Source organism: Acinetobacter sp. Gutcm_16 (genome assembly GCF_028649355.1).
In the GTDB taxonomy this organism is placed as follows: domain Bacteria; phylum Pseudomonadota; class Gammaproteobacteria; order Pseudomonadales; family Moraxellaceae; genus Acinetobacter; species Acinetobacter johnsonii.
Genome location: NZ_JAQSUV010000020.1, coordinates 30,577 through 52,088 on the forward strand (window position 1 = coordinate 30,577; position 21,512 = coordinate 52,088).

16 protein-coding genes are annotated in these 21,512 nt (G+C 37.8%); 4 read left to right on the forward strand and 12 right to left on the reverse strand.

What is annotated here, in order from left to right; all coding sequences use genetic code 11:
* Window position 1: 1 nt before the first annotated feature.
* The 12 genes from PTT44_RS04195 to PTT44_RS04250 all read right to left on the reverse strand — a co-directional run bounded on the left by PTT44_RS04195 (window position 2) and on the right by PTT44_RS04250 (window position 15,126).
* Entirely contained in the window at window positions 2–1,348 is a 1,347-nt protein-coding gene (locus PTT44_RS04195) for a site-specific integrase (RefSeq protein WP_168158986.1), read from the reverse strand.
* A gap of 198 nt (window positions 1,349–1,546) precedes the next feature.
* Window positions 1,547–2,311 carry an OmpA family protein gene (locus PTT44_RS04200; protein ID WP_168159926.1) on the reverse strand — a complete coding sequence of 255 codons (765 nt, stop codon included), beginning with the start codon at window positions 2,309–2,311 and terminating at the stop codon, window positions 1,547–1,549.
* Window positions 2,312–2,317: 6 nt separating this feature from the next.
* Window positions 2,318–3,274 carry a type VI secretion system-associated protein TagF gene (gene tagF / locus PTT44_RS04205; RefSeq protein WP_168159927.1) on the reverse strand — a complete coding sequence of 319 codons (957 nt, stop codon included), beginning with the start codon at window positions 3,272–3,274 and terminating at the stop codon, window positions 2,318–2,320.
* Between the two features lie 36 nt (window positions 3,275–3,310).
* Complete coding sequence (gene tssM / locus PTT44_RS04210) at window positions 3,311–7,069, reverse strand: type VI secretion system membrane subunit TssM (RefSeq protein ID WP_171527568.1); 3,759 nt, start codon at window positions 7,067–7,069, stop codon at window positions 3,311–3,313.
* A 90-nt stretch (window positions 7,070–7,159) separates the two neighbouring features.
* Window positions 7,160–8,587: a hypothetical protein gene (locus tag PTT44_RS04215; RefSeq protein WP_168159929.1), complete on the reverse strand. Its 1,428-nt coding sequence runs from the start codon at window positions 8,585–8,587 to the stop codon at window positions 7,160–7,162.
* The gene (gene tssG / locus PTT44_RS04220; RefSeq protein WP_273795544.1) at window positions 8,580–9,581 is read right to left on the reverse strand and encodes a type VI secretion system baseplate subunit TssG; all 1,002 of its coding nucleotides are present in this window, start codon (window positions 9,579–9,581) and stop codon (window positions 8,580–8,582) included. The genes PTT44_RS04215 and tssG overlap by 8 nt, the downstream gene beginning before the upstream one ends.
* Window positions 9,545–11,353, reverse strand: a complete 1,809-nt coding sequence (tssF, locus tag PTT44_RS04225) for a type VI secretion system baseplate subunit TssF (protein WP_168159931.1) — start codon at window positions 11,351–11,353, stop codon at window positions 9,545–9,547. The genes tssG and tssF overlap by 37 nt, the downstream gene beginning before the upstream one ends.
* A 12-nt stretch (window positions 11,354–11,365) precedes the next feature.
* A complete protein-coding gene (gene tssE / locus PTT44_RS04230; RefSeq protein ID WP_010326723.1) occupies window positions 11,366–11,842 on the reverse strand; it encodes a type VI secretion system baseplate subunit TssE in 477 nt (158 codons plus the stop codon).
* 65 nt (window positions 11,843–11,907) lie between these two features.
* Window positions 11,908–12,411 carry an Hcp family type VI secretion system effector gene (locus PTT44_RS04235; protein WP_004693082.1) on the reverse strand — a complete coding sequence of 168 codons (504 nt, stop codon included), beginning with the start codon at window positions 12,409–12,411 and terminating at the stop codon, window positions 11,908–11,910.
* A gap of 46 nt (window positions 12,412–12,457) precedes the next feature.
* Window positions 12,458–13,939 carry a type VI secretion system contractile sheath large subunit gene (gene tssC / locus PTT44_RS04240; protein ID WP_004693079.1) on the reverse strand — a complete coding sequence of 494 codons (1,482 nt, stop codon included), beginning with the start codon at window positions 13,937–13,939 and terminating at the stop codon, window positions 12,458–12,460.
* Window positions 13,932–14,435 carry a type VI secretion system contractile sheath small subunit gene (gene tssB / locus PTT44_RS04245; protein WP_078389295.1) on the reverse strand — a complete coding sequence of 168 codons (504 nt, stop codon included), beginning with the start codon at window positions 14,433–14,435 and terminating at the stop codon, window positions 13,932–13,934. The genes tssC and tssB overlap by 8 nt, the downstream gene beginning before the upstream one ends.
* Window positions 14,436–14,475: 40 nt before the next feature.
* Complete coding sequence (locus tag PTT44_RS04250) at window positions 14,476–15,126, reverse strand: hypothetical protein (RefSeq protein ID WP_168159933.1); 651 nt, start codon at window positions 15,124–15,126, stop codon at window positions 14,476–14,478.
* A 360-nt stretch (window positions 15,127–15,486) separates the two neighbouring features.
* Here PTT44_RS04250 and tssH point away from each other — a divergent pair, with 360 nt between their 5' ends.
* Genes tssH through icmH form a run of 4 tightly spaced genes read left to right on the forward strand, consistent with a single transcriptional unit; the run spans window position 15,487 to window position 21,505 of the window.
* Window positions 15,487–18,174: a type VI secretion system ATPase TssH gene (gene tssH / locus PTT44_RS04255; RefSeq protein WP_435781946.1), complete on the forward strand. Its 2,688-nt coding sequence runs from the start codon at window positions 15,487–15,489 to the stop codon at window positions 18,172–18,174.
* Window positions 18,175–18,195: 21 nt separating this feature from the next.
* Window positions 18,196–19,326 (forward strand): type VI secretion system protein TssA, encoded by a 1,131-nt coding sequence (gene tssA, locus PTT44_RS04260; protein WP_168159935.1) that lies wholly within the window; start codon window positions 18,196–18,198, stop codon window positions 19,324–19,326.
* A gap of 5 nt (window positions 19,327–19,331) precedes the next feature.
* Window positions 19,332–20,696 carry a type VI secretion system baseplate subunit TssK gene (tssK, locus tag PTT44_RS04265; RefSeq protein ID WP_273795545.1) on the forward strand — a complete coding sequence of 455 codons (1,365 nt, stop codon included), beginning with the start codon at window positions 19,332–19,334 and terminating at the stop codon, window positions 20,694–20,696.
* Between the two features lie 11 nt (window positions 20,697–20,707).
* On the forward strand, window positions 20,708–21,505 hold the full coding sequence (icmH, locus tag PTT44_RS04270) for a type IVB secretion system protein IcmH/DotU (protein ID WP_168159937.1): 798 nt from the start codon (window positions 20,708–20,710) through the stop codon (window positions 21,503–21,505).
* The last annotated feature ends 7 nt before the right edge of the window (window positions 21,506–21,512 follow it).

The following is a 21,512-nucleotide window of genomic DNA, read 5'->3' on the forward strand; positions in this document are numbered from 1 at the left end:
ATCACAATTTAATACTGGAATCTATGATCCGAGCCAAGTTCATAAAATTAGCACGTTCTACAATAAAGCGTTTACCATAATATATGGGCATTGTACTTGTAGGTGACCAACCACCTAAGGCTCTTAGATCATCCTGTGCTTTTAGTAGAGCATCATTTACACTTTGTTTGAGATCAGAGTGACTAGCATTTTCTTTCTTATATTTCTCAAAAGAAAAACTTAACATCATATAAGCCCAAGAATGTCTACATACGTGCGGAGTTAGACGTTCTATTGAATCATAAGCTGAAGTATCAAAGCACTCAGGTAACAATGCTTTTAATGACAAATCTACTTGATCAAATATCTTTTTAACACTGGCATAACTTAAAGCAGAGTAGGGAGGCTTTAAAGATGTAAATAAGATTTGTGAAGGAATTTCTTTTCGTATTTCATTTATATAAATTTGAAGAATTCTATAGTCTCGTTCCTGTAGTTGAATTACTCGGTATGAATATTCATTTTTGATTTTTGGCTTTTTTGATCGATCATCGAACTCATCATTTGTGTTTGTAATAATTAAACTAAAGTTATGTTTCTGAATCGATTTTTTAATGGAATTGGTTGTTAGTAGCATGAGTTCACCAATTCTAAGACCATAGTTAAGCATGAGATGTATGATCAGAAAGTTTCTGAGTTGTACGCTTTTAGATCTAAAAGGATTTAATTCATTGTATTTATTAGAATTACTTGGTGAAATAACTGAATACAATCCTTTAATCATTTCCTGATTCATACTTTTAAAATTGTGATTTATCTCACTTTTAATTGTTTTATTAGCTTTTGAAAAATTATTTATAATTTTTTTCTTTATTGTCATGTATTTATTCAAGTTTTCTTTAATTTTTTGAATCTCCTTCAAAGTAAGTTGTGGCTGTGATTGGATGCTTAGGTATTCATCAATCAAAAAGCTGTAAAACTTTAGAAAGGATCTAATTCTATGACCAATTGTCGTGTAATTAGTATGGTCTGTATTTCTTAGCCGAATAAGATTGCTTTCAATTTTTTTATTATTTTCTAAATAGACAATGAAATTATCAATTTCACCTTGAATGATCTCAAAATTATAGGATGTCGAGTAGAACGACTCACAAAAGGATGTCGAAAACTTTTCATGCCAAAATTCATACCAAAATTTTATTGCGATTAAATCTGCATGCTGCGTGGATATGCTTTGAAATCTAAGGAACTTCATTGTGTACAGCATGGGGTACAAACATGGACAAGATGAATCCAGATCAAATAAAAGAATAATTTGATTTTCGTTTGAGACTTTCTTTTCTAAATGAATTGTTTTTAAAGCAAACATAGTAAAGTTTATGAAGTATTCTTAAGGTCAACATATCATATTTTATAAGTGAAATAGAAATCACTTAAGTCATTGAATTGTGGTTTAAGTAAGAAGGATATGAAGTTATGATTAGGTGTATCGGATTTAACATAATATACATTATACGAAATTTAAGCTATTTATAAGAAGCCACAATTGTGGCTTCTTATAAATAACTTAGATCACATCAAATTCAATTCGACGGTTTTTCTTACGGCCATCTGCAGTTGCATTATCAGCAACAGGTTTGTTCGAGCCCAAACCTTCGACGCTTAAACGTTCTGCTGCAATACTTTTATTGATCAAGTAGTTTTTAACAGCCACAGCACGTTCTTTACTTAAAGCAAGATTCTTTGCAGCGTCACCTGAACTGTCTGTGTGTCCAATAATTTTAACCTTTTTCCCACCAACCTTATTTAGAGCCACCGCCATTTCATCTAAGATCTGAGTCCCACTCGCAGCCAAAACTGCACTGCCAGATTCAAATTCTATAATTCTGTTTTTAAGCGCTTCATCTATAATTTGCTGTTCAGCCTGATTGACAGAAAGCTGTGCATTTAAGCGATATGGTGACGTTACTAGACTTTGGAATAAGTTTGTTGTTGGCTGAATTTCATTTGAACTCGATATTTTTCCATTAAGTTCCATTTGCGTACCACGTACAGAAAGTTTACCTTGGTGAACTTTTTTTAACTCTGGAACCACCATATTCGCAACAGATTCACTCCAACCATTCGGAGCGCTAACTGCTTTAACCTTTACTTTATCAATCACTTGGTCAGCACCATAAACACTGTACATCTTATTCAAAATGATTTGCTTACTGGCCTCATTTGGAACAACACCTTCAACAATAATCGGTTCAGCCCAGACATTCACGCTCAAAACCAACGTTAAAGTCAGCAGCCATTTATTCGACTTAAATCTATGATTTATTTTCATATTTTATTAATCTATAAAAGTTTTTTTAAAAAGTTTCACAGCTTGTATTAAGCTCAATTGCCGCTCACACAAAGCTTGCTCCAGCGTTGCCAAACCAGCATTTTGCTCTAAATATGCATCAATCCAATTCGCTTGGACCAATGAGACCCAGTGATCTGAATCTAACTTTTGCGTGAAAATTTCACTTAAGGTCATAATATCTGCTCCTTGAAAGCCAAAAAGCAGTACAGGTTTTTCGCTATGTAAAACCCCTATCAGAAGCTCAGCATTTTGATTTTGGATAAAAAAACTGATTAGATTGACCCAAAAAGCTGCAATTTCATAGCAGTAGCTAGAGTTATTAATAGGTAAAATCAACACCTTAGTTAAGCGACTAGTACCATATTGAATAACGGGTTGTAACAATAACCCGAGTCCAATCATGCTTTGTGCAAGCTCGTAACTGCTCATTCTCAGTAATTGAGCAAATGAATGTATCGTATGGTGTTCATAAAATGCCGAAACTTCGCTGTTATTAAAAACCTGTATCTCATTATTTAATTTAGATAATTTATCGATCACGATATTAGGGTCGCGTATCGAACGCACCACACGATTCTTTTGAAATAAGTCGATTAAAGTTTGCTTATAGCGATATGGCGCATAAATAATATTATCAAAACTATTTTCAACTTCTAATAAATGACTCAATACCATTGGAAATTGACGGCCAGAACTGTCGTGACTGGCTATCAAATTTGCCACAAGAAAATTATTTTCTTGTGGATTGGCAATAAAAAAGTCTAATGAAGGTAGCTTTTCATACGCTTGACTAAATCCCTCTGATTGCATGGCATGTTCTAATGCTTCAGTAATCCACTGATCAATCAGTTGAATTAAGGCATACTGGCCGCGTGTTTTTAAGAAATCACCACGTGCAGGACATTTTCCATAATATAAAGCTAAGGTACGCAGTTCATCCATCGCAATACTCCTTACAACCTAGCCACTTTCTAGAAATCATAAACGAGGCTCCTGTATACCTGGTGTTGGAGCTTTAGGACTTGCAGCTGTTGCTGAAGGTGTGGTTTGCGCTGCCACCACACGTACGGATTTATTGGTGACAATTTGATCGACCAGTTGCATACCATTGTAACTGCGCTGCCCGCCTACTCCACCATTGGCGTCCCCGCTGATTAAACGGAAATTGACTTTTACTGCAAGCTCTGGATTTTGCTGATTTCTCCAAATCATTTCATAGCTTCCGCCACGTTGCGTTCGCTCAGCACCGTCAATTAAACGATTAATACCATATTCACCAGGCGCCTCAAAAATCGTATGCGTTTTCCCATCTAAATCAATGGCTGTAATACGTGCACCTGGAATTGCTCCGGCATTTGGCCATACAAAATTCACCCATTGTTGAATGCCGTTTTCATAAAGCATTCTTTGTCCATCAATATCAATGGTATAGGATAAAAACTTAGGATTTTCAATTGGGTAAAATTGAAAATTGGATTGCGCCGTAGCAGCAGGTGCAGACGAAGCTTGATTTAACGCTCCTGTTGCCATGCCATTACTTGGCGCAACATAGCTCTGAAAATTCATTACAAATTGTGGATTTAAACTAATCCCTAAATCTTTCCACGTCTTAGAAGTCAAGGTATAACCACGACGAATAACCAGTGGATCAAGATACTCTTTGACATAACGCGCAATACTGCCATTTTCACCAAGAATCTGGCTAATTTCATTGCTGGTTGCTTGTAGTGTCGCTGAAGAGTTAAATGGATATTTTTTACTCAGATTTGTATTGAAAGGTTGATAGACTTGCATAATCCATAGCTTATTCATCTCATCTTGTGCTGGGAGAATTAAACTTTCAAATGATTGTGTCAGTGGCGACATCAACAGCTTTTGGAGCAGTTTCTGATCAACCTCAGACAAACCAACGGACATTTTTTCATCGACCAGCTTCTGCGTTGTATTAAAAACAGAGTTTTGCTCATTAATGGTCGACTTAACTAAACTCATCGCAGATGGTCCAATATCCCCTGAATTTTTCAAGTCATTGAATTTACTTCGAACTTGCGCTAAAGATTGCATGTATTCATCAAGTAAAGACTTATTTTGTTGGTCGTCACGCTTACGCACCAACTGATAAAACATCTGGAATTCTTTAGAAATCGGGCCTTGCGCTTGATTCATGACTTTGGCATCAAGCTGAGTCTCATCTCGTCTTAATACTTTGCGCTTAAACCAAGCCACAAAACCTGTTTGCGGCGCTGCCAGCTCTGCCATTACGACTGGATTGTCCCAACTGGTTTCTTTCGCAACGCGATCAAAAACACTTCGAATGGGTGAGTTTTCAGGCTCGCCTAAAACTTGAACGAAACTCGCCTGTTGTCCATAATCCTTAGCTTTTGCATAATGTATCGCACCTAAAAATTTCCGCCACTCTGCAATATATTCTTTTTTATACAGTTCTGTGAGCTGTTTACGGATTTGATCTGGGCTACCACTAAATGATAAGTCATCCGACTGTGTGCTGTTCAGTACCCAGTCTTTAGTATCCGTAGGACGTTTTGCAACTTCATCGATGGCTTGTTCAACATATTCTGACCATGCAGCATGTGTAAACATACCCGGTAAGGCATAACTCCCTAAGATTGCATTTTGATTGGCATCGCCAAGCATTTGCTTTATGGTTAATGCTGGATAACGGACAGCCGCACGCATTTTTAATTCATTATAAACTCGGTCTCGTGCAGGCATTCCACGAATAACAGACAGAAGAACTTGACGCGTTTGATCCACCACCAAGCTGTCTGAGCTGAGTACTGGAAATTTAGGATCGCCAACTAAAGTCATGCTATACGACAAAATTTGCTCTGCCTTTTGGATCATTTCTCCGCGCGGCATTTGACCACGATTATTATCCAACCATGAACGCCAGAAACGTGTGACTTGATCACTTAAATGACTTGCATCCATATATTGAGTATTACCCATCATTAAATAGGCTTTTAAAGCATTGTATGCATCTTGTGGATTTGCATCATTAGGCTCTAAATATTGCTGTGTTTTTGCAACAGGCGTCAGCTCTACATTTGCATGGTTTGTACGCAATTTCTCTTCATTGCTTTCCACCCGCTGTAGATATTGGGCTATATTTTGTTGTGTTGGAATCAATACAATTTGCTCAACACCCTTTAAATATTCAGTTTTTAGCTTCTCCCGCAGCTCATCTCCCTGATATAGACCAAAACCCAGTTTTAAAGGACGATTGTCTTCAAATTGGTCCAACTGCTGCATGCGTTCCTGTAAAATCAATAGTGCACTCAGTTGTGTAGACAACTCTTGACCCGATTGCTTTTCAAGTAAAACGACTTTGTCTAAATCAGCTTGTACGTCTGCAATTAATTGCTGATTATTCCGATAAGACCACACCCATAGACTTAGAATAATAGCTACACCAAATAAAGCTGCAACAAAGGCAATATAACGTTGACGCTTTCGGCTAGGGTTAATATGCTGTTTAACGAGGTTCTTGTCTTTCAGAATAATGTCTGAAAATAAACCTTTTAAAAAATAGCCATGGTTTTGCGAGACAGACCTTGTTGGAATGCCATTTTCATTATCCAAACCTTTTTGCAATAAAAAGTCTTGAGCGATTTGCTCAGTCATTGGACTTTCAATAATGCCTTCTTGCAGTGCACTGGTGAAATAAAAGCCACGAAAAACAGGTTTAAATTGATAAGGGTTATCTTCAAACAGTGTGCCGATAAATGTCTTTAACGCAGGCTTTAAGCTCTTAAACTCTAAAGGAAATGTCATGACACTTGGAGAAATATTCTGCGAGTGTCGACGGCTGAGATGTGTCGTACTGACGCCTTTTAAACCGTCATATAAGATGGAATAGTGTTTTTCAAACAGTTCAACAGCATTATTGGCCCCATCGGTTGTATAAGGCAGTGTTGCCCCCCAAACCTGATCAAACTCACCGACTTCATAACATTCAAAAAACTCAGTAAAGCCTGCTATCAGATCCATTTTAGAGAAGACCAAATAAACAGGTGAAAAAACTTCTAAGCGCTCAGTAAGATCCTGAATTCGTGCACGTAAATTCTTTGCCAGTTTGATCGACTTTTCTGGACTGTTACTCACTAACTCAGCAATACTGACAATCACGATCAAGCCATTGATTGGTGCTTTTGAGCGGTTTTTTTTCAAGATATTTAAAAAACCTAACCATTCAAAATGATCTTCCGCATAAACGGAATAACGACCCGCAGTATCTAATAACACGCCTTCTGTTGAAAAAAACCAATCACATTGACGTGTTCCGCTGAGTCCAGCAGAAACTGATTTTTGATGAGTTTCTTCAAAAGGAAACTTTAAACCCGAATTATAAATGGCCGAACTTTTACCTGCAGCAGGATTACCAATTACCATATACCATGGCAACTCGTAGAGTGCAGCATTACCCTTTTTATCCCCCAGTTTTGATTTTCGAATCAACTGAATAGATTCTTTCATTTGTTGCTGAATCAAATGAAGTTCATCTTTGTTTTTTTGTTTGCCATATTCCGCATTGGTATCATGTGCAATAGCATCAGCAAGTTTTTCACCTTGTACTGCATGTCGACGACGTACAATGAGTAAATAAATCCCCCACAGCATCAACCCGCATACATAACAAATCATTAAAGGCCAAAAGATTTTGGCTGGAATGACGTTATACATGGCCATTAGTGCTACAAAACCCGATATAGCCATAATAGCTTTAGGGTTGCTCACATACTGCCAAACATAACCTAAGACGTTATAAAATAAAGAATTCACAATACTCTCTTATTCTTTTTTAATTTAAATGGTTGGTTCTACAGGGATATTACTGTCTTCACACGCATGTAGAAAACAATGTGTAGACAATTGATCAGTGCTATAAATCATCGCCATCAGTTCATCAGGCAAATGCATACTCAACATAAATCCAAAAACTTTGGCCAAATGCTGTGTATGTCCAGAGCTTTGTTTGGTATGAATGAAGTGATGCGATTCAATCCCACTTCGATCGAAAATTTGGTTAAGTTTTTTCATGGTTTGAATGTCTGTAATATCATCGAGCATCAGCACAAAAGGCTGAATATCTTTAAATTGTTCTAATTGCTTCATCGGTGGGGATGCAAAATGATTGGCAAGATTGGCCTCGTTTAGCGCAATCTTGAGTTGTTTTAAGGGTTTGATATCAAGTAATGGTAAAGAAGATGATGCTAAGCACCAACTAGAGGCATATTCAGCAGGCAAGTAATGGTCGGTTAACCATGTTTTTTCATCGAGCAGTTCTTGGTCAATTTCAGAATCTACATTCAGGATGAACGTGATTTCCTCTGACTGCTGAGAAATTTGCTCCAATAACAGCATCCAATCTTTATAGGCTGTTTCTTGACTGAAATAATGGTGCTCAAGATGAATTTGCTGCGTAATCACGCCTAATGAACTTAAATAATCCTGTACGACGCCACTGCTTTGTTCTTCATTCCAAACATGTAACATCGATTCAGGCAGCAGCATATGTATATTGATACGGTTTAATTTAGCAACCTGCTGCACATCAGGTTGTGCCTCTGGTTCATTGCTATCATATTCACTCGTAGGATCAATCCATGCTGGATGCATACGATACTCATAGGCCAATTCACTGTCATAAAATAAGGCAGATTGCTTTAAATGCTGTGAGATTTGCCACAATGTTTCTGCATGTTGCTCTAGTTGATGCTCGATCAGGGCTTGAATTCGCAGATGGCGCGGATGATCAACGACTTCATCATCGTCCTGATTTATAATGACATGGTCTAGTGCATGTATGCGATAAGACAGCATCGGTAAGCCATAGGCATTTTGTAATTGAGTATCGAGCTCTGGGCTTTTAAATTTTTTAATCTCGTCAAGAATCTCGCCATTTTCCCCAAAGGCACTATATGCAGACGAAGAATAAATATTCAGGTTTAACCACTGAATTTCAACAGCTTCAGCTTGTTGGTTCTCATCATCCTGATGCTGCTCTACTTGCGCTTGTTTTTGTTGCTCTTTGCGCTTTTGGTGAGCTTTAATTGCATGATAAATAAATACTGGAGACCATAAAATCACACACAGAATCAGTGGAAATAGAAGCAAATAATTGAGCAGGTCTGCCCCAGTTGGGTCATACTGAATGTCACGCCAGTAAAAAATGACGATTCCTGCGACAAGCAACAATAAGCTGCTCAAAGTACCAATAAAGAGCTTAAGCATGCCCCATCCCCATCAATGTATAACAGGTTTCGTGATTGTGTTCGGTCGGCATCGGCATTAAAAAAGCGCCTTGTGATAAACCAATGGTCATCGTTGAACCCAGCTGAATCGGTTGAATATCCTCTTTCCTCAGGATGATTCTTAAATCCACTGCAAGCGTTGGACTGAGCCAGCTCGCGAGTAATCGTTTGAGTTTTATACTCTCAGCTTGATCGGGTAAAAATTTTAAATACTCGGTGTACGGGACGGGGCCAACTTCTATTTCAATCTTTCCATCTATTTGACGGATATTTTCTCCACAAAAGGTATTAATACCCAATTGGTTAGCATTACCCCCAAGTGTGCTTCTTTGTTCAGGGGACAAGTGAAAAATCTCTTCAACAAATTCTTTAATCTTAAAGGGTTGCTTAAACACACAACTCAGCATGGTTTTTAGCGCATGTGATGTATTATTTTGCCCCTGCATTAATCCAGCGAATTCAGCAAAATAATCATCTAAATCCTGCTGCTCATGCTGCGCACTCACATAGCCATTTAGTGCATGCAAAATATCGAGGTAATGGTTTTCTTGCTCAATCTCATAGCGAATCGGTAAATGGTAAGCTAAAGATGCATCCACATATTGCGCCGTGAGCTTGTGATTAAATAAACCTAAAAAATGAAGTGTTTCATTCCGTTGTATACGCGCACTTTGTTTAATTTTATTGGTATAGCTATACGGTAAGGTGCCCTGAATCCCAGTTAAACCAATCATTAAGTTAGTTAAGTGAATTTTTTCTTCGTCAAGGGTCAAACTCTCAATTTCTGCATTCGGAAAATTGAGATTCAGTGAACTATGAAACTTAAACTGCTTTGCCCAATCCTCTTCTTTTTGAGCATGGGGAGCTTCCGCATGACGTAATAATCGCGTGGCCTGAATAAATTCAAAAGCGTTCGGTTGTTCAACTAGTACGTCAACTATAGAAGTGTCTTGCCACCAACGTTCTGCACGCATTGGTATAACTCCTGTTGAGATTGAGCATCTGAAATAACAACATCGACAAAACTGTTCATCTGGACTTTTAGATTAAAGACATGCGACAACAATTGGCTAAAAATATATAAGCTATGTCCTCGAAACACTTTTGAATCTATCCCTAGATTTACTTTCAACCCTCGTATAAAGAGTGGGAATGGTTTTGCATCCACCATCTTTTGCTTTAATTCAAAATTAACCGACTGAATCGCATTAATAATAAGGTGGTTTTCTTTAAGCTGAGGGAGATTGTAGAGTTCAAGTAGTTCTTGAATATGGCTTAGAGCATCACCCTTAGTGAGAGATAAAGTATTTAATGATAAATGCGAAATGATCCGCCATTGCTCTTTTTTATTTTGTTCAAAGTAATAGGGTTTATTCGGTCTTTTTAAAACCACAGCTCGCCGTGCCAGACTACTGTCATTCAAATTTAATATATTGTTGGCTTGGCTCAATGCCTCATGGGGTAAATCACGATTGGAGCATAATAGTTGCGTACTGATAAAATCAGATTTGGTTGTTTCAGGCGATAAATGTTTTGAAATAATACTATAACCTGTTTCAACATATTTGTTTTGTAGCTGTGCCGAATTCAAACTATAAAAAAACTGAGTCTCATCCTTTTGATAATGACTCATCGCAAAGAATGGATAAATATCAAAAGTAGTTTGATCTTTATTCGACTTTTCACGAATCATTTGCATTTTAGTAATCGAATAAGTTTGATAAAACTCAGGATGATGAGCATCTGTAATTAAAGGATATTCGAGTTGTTGATGATTAATTTTTTGAGGTTCAGCCTGTTTTTTAAATAAATTGATAACTGGTACTACATATAATTTAAAGTTTGCGATATTCAACTCGGAATAATTTCGAATATTGACCTGATCATTTAAATTTAATTTAAGATGAATCAAAATTTCAAACTGATTTTGCTCTTTTTCTAAATATTTTAACAAACCTAAGTTCATATTGAGGAAATTAAATTTTTCAGAAAAACAGAAATATTCCATCAACAGCCGATATGCATGATGTGTATGTTGATCTAAGGGCAACAAACTTTCATTTTCAGCAAAACCCATGATACTAAACGGATTTGGGATGTCGATGACGCGATGACCAAACTTTAATGAAAAGCCTGTGCTGGACTGGAACACAGCATCCAAAACTTGTAGTGGAAAATTGGATATCGCATCTAAATAAATAGGCAAATTTTCTTTTTCTAAAATTCGATGTGCCTGATTAAAAATATTAAAGCCCAAGCTAAGCGTTGCATTTTGATTTAAATGCATATGCGCACTAGGATTCGTTTTAAAATTGAGATGACTCAGTTCAATGGGTAATAACTTTAGTTCTTGTGTGGTGCTAAATTCACACTGTACACCTTTAAAACTTCTTGATTTTATTGCAGTATTTTTAGGAATAAGATGAGCTTCAGTTAATTGTTTACACTTATTTAAGTCTTCAAAACTGACCACAGTACATGCAGGAAATGGTTTGAGGTATTGAGGAAACATCACCTCAAACAAAGACCGGGTAAAGATGTCGTAACTGTCCGCCAGTTTCTTATCAATTCTTGCTGCAATTAAAGAAAAGGACTGAATTAAGCGTTCAATATGCGGATCATCTACTTGCTCTTGGTTTAAGGATAAACGCTGAGCGATTTTTGGGTATTTTTGCGAAAACTCACGGGACTGCTGCCCAAATTCTTGTAATTGTTTTTCGTAGTACGGTAATAATTCTTCAATCACAAATCAGCCCCATTAAGCTCTTGCAGAAATAACATATTGTTGTGTTGTCGGTTTGAGCAAAGCATCAAAAATGACGGGTTCATATAAAGGATGAATATTTAAATAGGCTTGAATACTCAAACACAAAGCCCCCATATTCTGCCCATCGAGCAACATTTCGACTTTGATTTGTTTTAGTCTCGGCTCATGCGCTGTAATAGACGCTGCAATCGATTGGCAAATTTTATCGCGATCGGTCGGATTCGCAGTCGATAACCCAACAAAATCAATGATTCCAAATTGAACAATGGACTTTTTTACCAGTGGAAAAGCATCAATTGAATCATTAAAATTGGCCATACGACTGTTCAACAAATCTTCTAAGTCGGTCGCGACGGATTCACGTAGCTCCTGAAGAGACATCCCCAATCGATCTTGTTCAGTTGTCGGTAGTAATCGGTCAAATAGCGTTTTTCTAAACCCATAGGGATAAAGTTGATCTAGATTCATGTTGATTAAAATCATCTCGCATAAATAAAGGCCAACGTTGGTTAGCCTTTATTTTTTCAGTTATTTTATGCAGCGTATGATGCAGTATTGTTTGATAGAGACCATTTCTTGGTCACAGCACCTTTTTGTGTGCCATTAATATCTTGCTGGTTATACGTCCATTCCACAGCAGCATATTTCAAACCAAATCCTTCAAGCGGAACACCTTCCTCACTTACGGTTGGTGTAACACTTGAAACCAAAACATGCTTCAATTTAATTTGTAGATACTTAATACGTTTATCGCCATTTGCACGATAAAAATCAATTTGTACTTCATCAAAGGTATAACCTGCCGAACATGCTTCCCAAAGTTTTGGACTGGTTGCATCCAAATCTTTAACAAATAACATATCTGAATGTTCAACACGTTCCGCCGTATGACCACCAACACTTGATGATGTTGCAGACTTTGGCTGACGAATATTGTGTGACCAAGAGTTCACCTCTAACCAGCCTTGGTGCTCTGTATCACGTGACTCGCCATCGACCTTATATTTACCTCTGAACTGTACGTATATGTCTTTCATTTGTAATCTTTTCCTATTCTAAAGTTATTATGTGTTGGCACTCAAATTAGTTTGAGGACTGAGGTAACTCAGTAACAAGTCGCAGTGATACTGACAACTCATCCAACTGGAAATGTGGTCTTAAGAAAACCACAGATTTGTAGTGCCCCGGTTGTGCTGGGTTCTCTACAACTTTGACAGATGCTTCACGCAGCGGATATTGTGCTTTCGCCTCTTGTGAAGCACCGTCATCAAGCAAAATATATTGAGCCAACCACTCATTTAAAAATGTTTCAATGTTTCCAGCCGAAGCAAAGCTTCCGACTTTATCTCGCATCATGGCTTTTAAATAATGTGCAATACGTGAAACGGCCATAATGTACTGAATCTGGCTAGATAAAGCAGAGTTCGCATTGGCAGAATCGCTATTATACTTTTTAGGTTTCTGCGTCGATTGCGCACCAAAAAATGCTGCGTAATCTGTATTTTTACAGTGTACTAAAGGAATAAAGCCAAGATCACTGAGCTCTTTTTCACGACGATCAGTGATCGCAATTTCAGTTGGACATTTAAAGACCACTTCACCATCACTGGTTTTAAAGGTATGAACAGGTAAACCTTCAACCAAACCACCACCTTCAACACCACGAATGGCAGCACACCAACCGTGCATATCAAAAGCATTGGTCAAACGCGTGCCAAAAGCATAGGCTGCATTCATCCATAAATATTCATCATGATTTTGCCCTGAGACTTCTTCCACAAAATTAAAACCTTCAGTCGCCGTACCTTCCTTAGGATGATAAGGCAGACGACCCAATACACGTGGCATTGTTAATGCAACATAGCGTGCATCATCACTTTCTCGGAAAGAACGCCACTGGACATATTCAGCGGTTTCAAAAATTTTGGATACTTCACGCGGACGGTCAATATCCGTAAATGACTCCAATCCGAGGATGTTAGCATCTGCTGCAGAAATAAAGGGTGCATGTGCAGCTGCAGCAACATGTGAAATTTGTTCCAGCAAATACATGTCTGAAGGTGTACGATCAAACTCAAAATCGCCAATTAATGTGGCATATGGCGCACCACCAAATGACCCATATTCTTCTTCATAGATCTTTTTAAACAATGTACTTTGATCAAAGTCCGTTGCGCCTTGAAAATCCTTGATTAATTCTTTCTTCGTTGTATTCAACATACGAATCTTAATCAATGGATTAGATGGCGTTTCTTGGCAAAAGTAATATAAACCGCGCCATGTAGATTCAATTTTTTGAAACTGTTCGTCATGGATAATTTTACTGAGCTGCGTTGAAATGAGTGCATCAATTTCAGCAATACGCTTATCAATCGATAATGTCATATTTTCTGAAACAGTAATCGTCCCCGCCATCACTTCTTTAGCAAGTTCGCCAATTAAACTTTTCGCTCGATCATGCTCTTCTTCATTTCGAGCAATTCGACTGCGTTCAACAATTGAATCTAATAGCGTAAATTCTTCAGTGGTATCTTGAGCAACTGCAGCGGATTGGGCATTATTCATTTTCAGCCTCCACACTCATTTTGCGTACTTGATCTGTATTTTGCAGAACTTGATCAAGTAGATCTTCTAAGCGCTCATTATTCGAAATTTTGTTGCGCAAATCAGTCAAACGTTCGCGAGCTTCTACCAACTTTTTCAAAGGATCCACTTGTTGAACCACATTTTCAGGACGAAAATCTTCCATCGACTTAAACGTCAAATCGACAGACATACGTCCACCATCTTCGGTCAATGTATTTTCAACTTGATAGGCTGCACGTGGCGCTAAAGACTCCATGACTTCATCAATGTTTTCTAAATCAACATTAATAAACTTTTTGTCTTTGAGCTTGGTTTTTTCTATTTCAGATGCCGCGGAGAAATCACCTAAAACACCAACAACAAATGGTAATTCTTTGATTTCTTTAGCATCACCAACTTCAACATCATAAGTCAGTTGTACCCGAGGTGGTCGAATACGCTGTAACTTTTTTTGGACGCTTTCACGCTTAGCCATATGAAAATCCTGTTTTTTATTATTTCAAAAATGAAAGTTTTTAAAGTGAATTGAAGGGATTTGTATTCGGTTTGCTCGCCACTTCTGTTGATTGTACTTTCTCAACTTTTTTGGGTTTTGCCACCTGAGCCGTTGTTTTCTTTGTGGTTTGTTTGGTTGAACTCGCAGTCTTACGTGTGGTTTTCTTTGGTGCTTTGATCACCACGGCCTTTGCATCACTCGTATCTGGCGCAGGCAAAGAGTTACGAATAATATCAGACAAATCTTTGGCAGGCGGATAAGTTAAGTCTGCAGATAAATAGCGCATTTCTTCTTGACGCATATGGTTTAACGCCGTATTTGCAATCGAAACGCCAGCTAAAAACCGAGTATCTGTTAATGATGTATTATTAATATTTCGCGCATTTAACTCTTCAACCAGTTGAAGTGCTTTATAACTTTTCCCAAGTTCTTGATATCGACTAGCAGCTTGAACCAATAATTTATTTTTTAGCTCATCATTTTTTTTATTTTTACTATCGCAAATCTGTGCATATAAACTTAGCAAATCGTGATCAGTTTCACCATTTACCAATGGGTAATTTTTAATACACTTATTTTTTAAAGTAATACCCTCTTCTACCGCTGCAAAAGCAAATGGTGTCACCGTTAATAAAACGAATGTAGGTAAAATTAAATAATATTTTTTCAAAACTTGCCTCAAACCTTTATGAATAAAAAATTAAAATTATTATCAGTAACTGCGATTTAAAATATACACACCCTAGGTAAATACTTTCTGCTTATATAATGCGCTTGGATTTAACAAAAATATGGTGCCTAAAGTCAAGGAAAGAAATGTTACTCAAAAGTAACTGTGTTTGTTTTTTGTAATATATCTTCTTTTTTATCTAAATTTCATTTGTGTATTATGATGCCATATATATAAAATACTCGCCAAATAGCATTTATAATGGCTTGTAAAATGCTAATTTATAAATAATTTTATATTTACACTAAAAACACAGATAGCCATTGGCATATTTGTCTTGTAAAAACTTTGCTATAAAGCATGACTGAGTTACATATGAATAACCTTAAAATATTAATTAAGAAGCTATCTAATCATGCACGTGTTGCTCTAGAGAAGTCTGCAAATAGTTGTATTAATCAACAAAATTATGAAATTGAAATAGAGCATTTTTTTCTTGAATTATTAGAACAACAAGAGCCAAATGATCTCCACTTATTAGTTGAAAAATATAAAATTTCCCATGATTTTTTAGTTAAGGATTTACAACTCAGCCTTTCCCAGTTGCCTAAAGGAAATACTCGCACCCCGATATTTGCTCAATCCATTATTCGTTTATTAGAGCAAGCGTGGCTACTTGCTTCAGCTGAACAAAATCCTGTCATTCGAACAGGTCATATTTTGGTAGCACTTTTAACAGCACCAGATTTGCATCAAATGGCATTACGCGCTTCGAGCCAATTTGAACTGTTTCCGATCGATACAATGAAGCATAAATTTTTGGACCTATGCTCAAACAGTATTGAACAAGACGTTTTACAGGAAACAGCGCCAAGCGAAAGCACTGAGCCTACACAGCATCTGGCTAAAAACAAAACGCCAGCACTTGATCAATATACAATTAACCTGACCCAAAAGGCACAAAGTGGCCTTATCGACCCTGTTATTGGTCGTGAGTTTGAAATACGTTTAATGCTCGATATCCTGATGCGTCGACGCCAAAACAACCCCATTTTAACTGGTGAACCGGGTGTAGGAAAAACGGCTGTCGTTGAAGGTTTGGCACTAAAAATCGTGAACAACCAAGTGCCTGATGCTTTAAAAAATGTTCAGCTGCATACGCTTGATATGGGACTATTACAAGCAGGTGCCAGCGTAAAAGGTGAATTTGAAAATCGCTTGAAACAAGTGATTCAAGAGGTTCAGTCTGCCACGCATCCTATAATTTTATTTATCGATGAAGCTCACACTTTGATTGGTGCAGGAGGTCAAGCAGGCCAAAATGATGCTGCCAATCTATTAAAACCCGCACTGGCTCGTGGTGAGTTACGTACCATTGCAGCAACCACATGGGCTGAATATAAACAATATTTTGAAAAAGATGCAGCGCTCAGTCGACGCTTTCAAGTCGTTAAAGTTGAAGAACCAACCGAAGATGTCGCCATCGATATGTTACGTGCCATGCTACCAGTCATGGCCAATCATTTTAATTTAAATATTGATGATGAAGCCATCGTCACAGCCGTACACTCTTCACATCGCTATATTAGTGGTCGTCAACTCCCAGACAAAGCGATTAGTGTACTCGATACAGCCGCAGCGCGTGTAGCACTCACTCAGAATGCACAACCTGTAAAGTTAGATCAGATACTTGCTCAACAACATAATCTCAAACTTGAATATGAGATTTTAGAAAATGAACATAAAAATTTACCGATTCATCATGAGCGCTTGCACGATTTGAAGCAAAAACTAGTGCAGCTTGAGTGCGAAATTGAACATACTCAAACGCAGTGGCAAAAAGAAAGAGCGCTTGTTGAACAGATAAAACGACTCCAACAAGATACAACGGCTAACAACGATCAAAAAGAGATTGCTGCGCTTCGTGAAGAATTAAGCAATGTACAAGGCCAGAATCCATTAGTGTTTGAGCGTGTTAATGCACAAATCATTAATGAAATTATTTCAGACTGGACTGGTATTCCTGTGGGTAATATGGTGAACGATGAAATAAAACAAATTCTCGGCCTAGAAAGCAAACTGGCCGAGCGTGTTATGGGGCAAGACTCTGCCCTACATCAACTGGTTCAGGGAATTAAAACATCTAAAGCAAAATTGGATGATCCCAATAAACCGCAAGGCGTATTCATGTTGGTGGGGCCTAGTGGGGTCGGTAAAACCGAAACTGCACTTGCACTGGCGAATGAGCTTTATGGTGGAGAATCCCACCTGATCACCATTAATATGTCTGAATATCAAGAAGCACATACCGTTTCTTCTTTAAAAGGTGCCCCACCAGGATATGTGGGATATGGTCAAGGTGGTGTGCTGACTGAAGCGGTTCGACGCAATCCTTATAGTGTCGTTTTACTGGATGAAATTGAAAAAGCACACAACGATGTTCAAGAACTCTTTTATCAAGTTTTTGACAAAGGTACACTTGAAGATGGTGAAGGTCGAATCATCGACTTTAAGAATACCACCATTATTTTGACCTCGAATGTAGGTTCGAATGCCATTATGCAGGCGTGTTTGAATCAACCGATTGAGACATGGCCAACAGCAGAAAACTTAGCTGAGCAGTTAAAACCAAGTTTATATAAACAATTTAAACCTGCTTTTTTAGGGCGCATGCGTATCGTTCCCTATTTACCACTGCATGATGATTTACTGGTTCAAATTATCCATCATAAAATCAAAAAAATAACCGCTCGCCTTGAGAAGCAGTACCAAACCAAAGTTCAATATTCAGAGGAACTGGTAGAACTGTTATTAAGTCGCTGCACGGAAGTCGATAGCGGCGCACGGAATGTTGATCACATTTTAAATGCCAGTATATTGCCTGCTTTAGCCACAGAAATATTGATGGCTTTGGCAGCAGATCATTTGCCTAAAGTCATTCAGATCGATGTCAAAGATGATGAAATTACTTATATTTTAGACCCTGTCGAAAAGACCACGGCTAAAAAGAAACGACATCCTGCTAAAAATAAAGCGAATCAAGTTTAATAGAATATAGAGTGTAAAATTATGAGCTTAGAAATCGAGCCTTTATTGACTCCTATCTCAAGCGATCAACCATGTGGACAAGACTTGTCTTTTTCCAATGAATTCCACGCTATCAAAATTGCAAAAACTCAGGATGATCCATTACTTGATCAAGGCGATTGGGTCGCTGAACCTAAACAAGCAGACTGGCATTTCGTTGAACAAAAATCTATCGAGCTTCTCACGGGGAAATCGAAGGATTTACGCTTATTAGGCTGGTTACTTGAAGCGTGGTCAAATTTATACGGATTTGAAGGTACTGCAAAAGCCCTAGAGCTTATGCATCGGACGCTAAATGAGTATTGGACACAACTTCATCCTGAAATTGAAGACGAAGATTTAGATCAACGTCTAGGTTTATTGCAAGGTTCAATTAATCATTTGATTCCACTGATTAAACAAGTCGCTATCGTGAATGTTCCTTCATTTTCACTCAGTGATTATGAAGCCTTACTGAGACAAAAAAACCATTTGTTGAAACAAGTAGAAAGTTATACGGATGATGCCAATAGCTCACAGATTTTGGAACAGTTTGAGCAGAGCTTGTTCAATACATCAAAATCATTTCAATATCAGAACTATCAACATTTTTCGGCAATTCTGGCTGAATGGTCAATTTTGAAAAGTGTGTTAGATACCTTAATGGGCTTAGATGCACCAAGCTTTGCTTCGATTGATACTCAGCTTGAAAACATCCACACCAGTTTAAAAAAGCTCTATAAAACCGATGTTTTTACCCAACCAGTAATGGCGACACAAACATCTGAGTCTTCTGCTGCCGCAACGATAACAACACAGGCACTTTCATTTACCCAGCACAAAGAACAAGAGATTGACATGAACACCGTCCATCCATCCAAAGGCTTTCAGGTTCAACCGCAAAATCACTTAGCAAACCGTGAACAAGCCATGCGGGTATTACAAGAAATTTCTGACTATTTCCAAGCCAATGAACCACATAGTCCCGTAAGCTATATGTTACAAAAAACTATTAAGTGGAGTCAGATGCCACTACATGAGTGGTTAAATCAAGTCATTAAAAACGAAAATCCACTGCATAACGTCCAAGAACTACTGGGCGTGCAACAAGCAAATGAATCAAACGATTGGTAATCTAAATGTTTAAAGCAGAAAAAATACTTTGGGGTGAAGGTCTATTTTTACGTCCTCAACATTTTCAATTACAAGATGCGTATCATGAACAACGTCTGAATCATACCATTCGTTCCACGATTCCATTTGCTTATGGTATTCAAAATATTCAATTTGATGAAGCCCAGTTACACACACATATCTTGGCACTCGAAAGTATTAGTATGATTTGGCAAGATGGTGAAATCTATCAGGCGCCGACACGTGATTTATTGCCAGAGCCAGTGTTATTAGATGAACTGAATTTACGTGGCGAAATCTTGGTTTATTTGGCTTTGCCGATTGTACAAGCCAATAAGAAAAATGTGAGCGCTGAAAATAGTGCACAGTTCGGTCGCTATCATTCTTATCTAACCTCAACTCATGATTTATTTACAGATGCAACTGCAGCAGATATCACCTTATTGCGTCGCCGTGCAGAGTTTCGCTTGTTAGACGTCAACGCGGAACCAAATCAGGAACTCGATGGCTTTTTGTATTTAGCTTTGGCAAAAATTAAACGTCAAAGCTCAGGCCAATTTGAATTTGATCGTCATTTTATTCCCCCTATTTTGCATATCGAATCTTCTGAAAATCTTATTTCGAGTTTGAAACGCAGTTTGAATGTCATCAAAGCGAAAATTAAAACCATTCAAAGTAATAATCGAGAAAATGAGCAAAAGCTAATTGAATTTCGCTCTGGAGATATTGTGTCATTTTGGTTGGTTAATGCACTCAACACAGCACACGCGACGTTGAATCATTTATTGCAATATCCACATATCCATCCAGAGCGGTTATTCTTTGAATTATTACGCTTAACAGGCTCATTACTGACCTTTTCAACGGCTCATGAGGTTGATCATTTACCGCGTTATCAACACCATAATTTACAAGAAAGTTTTAGTCAGCTCGATGTTATTCTACGCGAGTTATTAGATACGATTATTTCAAACCGCTACATCAGTATCCAATTAAAAGAAACACGACCATCCTATTGGTTAGGCAGTTTAGAGTCAGACAAAATTACTCGAGATTCAAGACTTTACTTGGCTGTTTCTAGCAGCATGATGCAAAGTCACGAACTAATTCAATTGGTTCCGTTGCGCTTCAAAGTTGGCAATACCGTAGATGTTGAACAACGCGTCATCGCCGCACTTCCTGCAGTCCCTTTACATCATTTAATGCAGGTTCCAACCGCTATTCCAGTGCGATCTGGTGTGAGTTACTTTGAAATTGAACCAAATAATGACTTATACCAACGCATGTTGGATGCCGAGTCGATTTGTATTTATATTCCAGCGGGTTTCCAAGATATTGCTGTTGAATTGATTGCTGTGATGAATGGCTAAGGAAATGAATCATGAATAATGCCCCTTCACTTTTTGATGATGGACAAATTGGAACTGGTTCAATTACTCAGCCCATGACCGCCAAAGTCACCAGTACAACCAACTTGGTCGACTTACTCCATGATGGTTTTTATATTGTATTTTTATTAAAAAACAAATATATACCGAGTAGTTCGACTGAATTTCGCGAAAAAATCATTGCCCTACTCAACCGTTTTGAAAACCAAGCCCGAAAATTACAATTTTCATCAGATGATATTCAAGATGCTAAATATGCTTACTGCGCATTATTAGATGAAACCATTGTGACTCAGCAAGATGCACAATTTTTTGAGCTACAAAATAGTTGGTTAATCAGTCCCTTACAGCTTAGTTTATTTGGCTCGCAACTTGCGGGTTATCGTTTTTTCGAAATTTTAGAAGAGTTACGCCGTAAAGGAAACAGTCGATTAGCCGCACTTGAAGTTTATCATTACTGCATGCTTCTAGGTTTTCATGGTAGATATCGTATTGAGTCTATAGAAAATTTAAACCATTTGGTGGCACGTGTGGGCGATGAAATTGACTATTTGAAGGGGAAAAAGGCAGCCTTTTCTCCTTTCGCATCACTACCCGATCAAATTAAACACATGATTCACCGTGAGCTTCCTTTTTACTGGATTTTACTTTTTCTAATCGTATTCGCACTCTTATCCTTTGCGGGCTTGCGCTATATGTTATCAAAGCAAAGTACGAATTCTTTAGCCACATATGAAAATGTCATTTCTACGCCAACAGAACAGGCACATATTACTATTCATTTACCCTAAGAACTAA

Coding starts and splice junctions, on each gene's coding strand:
- PTT44_RS04195 (WP_168158986.1), bottom strand. CDS start 1,348: ATGTTTGCTTTAAAAACAATTCATTTAGAAAAGAAAGTCTCAAACGAA.
- PTT44_RS04200 (WP_168159926.1), bottom strand. CDS start 2,311: ATGAAAATAAATCATAGATTTAAGTCGAATAAATGGCTGCTGACTTTA.
- tagF (WP_168159927.1), bottom strand. CDS start 3,274: ATGGATGAACTGCGTACCTTAGCTTTATATTATGGAAAATGTCCTGCA.
- tssM (WP_171527568.1), bottom strand. CDS start 7,069: ATGGCTATATCGGGTTTTGTAGCACTAATGGCCATGTATAACGTCATT.
- PTT44_RS04215 (WP_168159929.1), bottom strand. CDS start 8,587: ATGCTTAAGCTCTTTATTGGTACTTTGAGCAGCTTATTGTTGCTTGTC.
- tssG (WP_273795544.1), bottom strand. CDS start 9,581: ATGCGTGCAGAACGTTGGTGGCAAGACACTTCTATAGTTGACGTACTA.
- tssE (WP_010326723.1), bottom strand. CDS start 11,842: ATGAATCTAGATCAACTTTATCCCTATGGGTTTAGAAAAACGCTATTT.
- PTT44_RS04235 (WP_004693082.1), bottom strand. CDS start 12,411: ATGAAAGACATATACGTACAGTTCAGAGGTAAATATAAGGTCGATGGC.
- tssC (WP_004693079.1), bottom strand. CDS start 13,939: ATGAATAATGCCCAATCCGCTGCAGTTGCTCAAGATACCACTGAAGAA.
- tssB (WP_078389295.1), bottom strand. CDS start 14,435: ATGGCTAAGCGTGAAAGCGTCCAAAAAAAGTTACAGCGTATTCGACCA.
- tssH (WP_435781946.1), top strand. CDS start 15,487: ATGACTGAGTTACATATGAATAACCTTAAAATATTAATTAAGAAGCTA.
- tssA (WP_168159935.1), top strand. CDS start 18,196: ATGAGCTTAGAAATCGAGCCTTTATTGACTCCTATCTCAAGCGATCAA.
- tssK (WP_273795545.1), top strand. CDS start 19,332: ATGTTTAAAGCAGAAAAAATACTTTGGGGTGAAGGTCTATTTTTACGT.
- icmH (WP_168159937.1), top strand. CDS start 20,708: ATGAATAATGCCCCTTCACTTTTTGATGATGGACAAATTGGAACTGGT.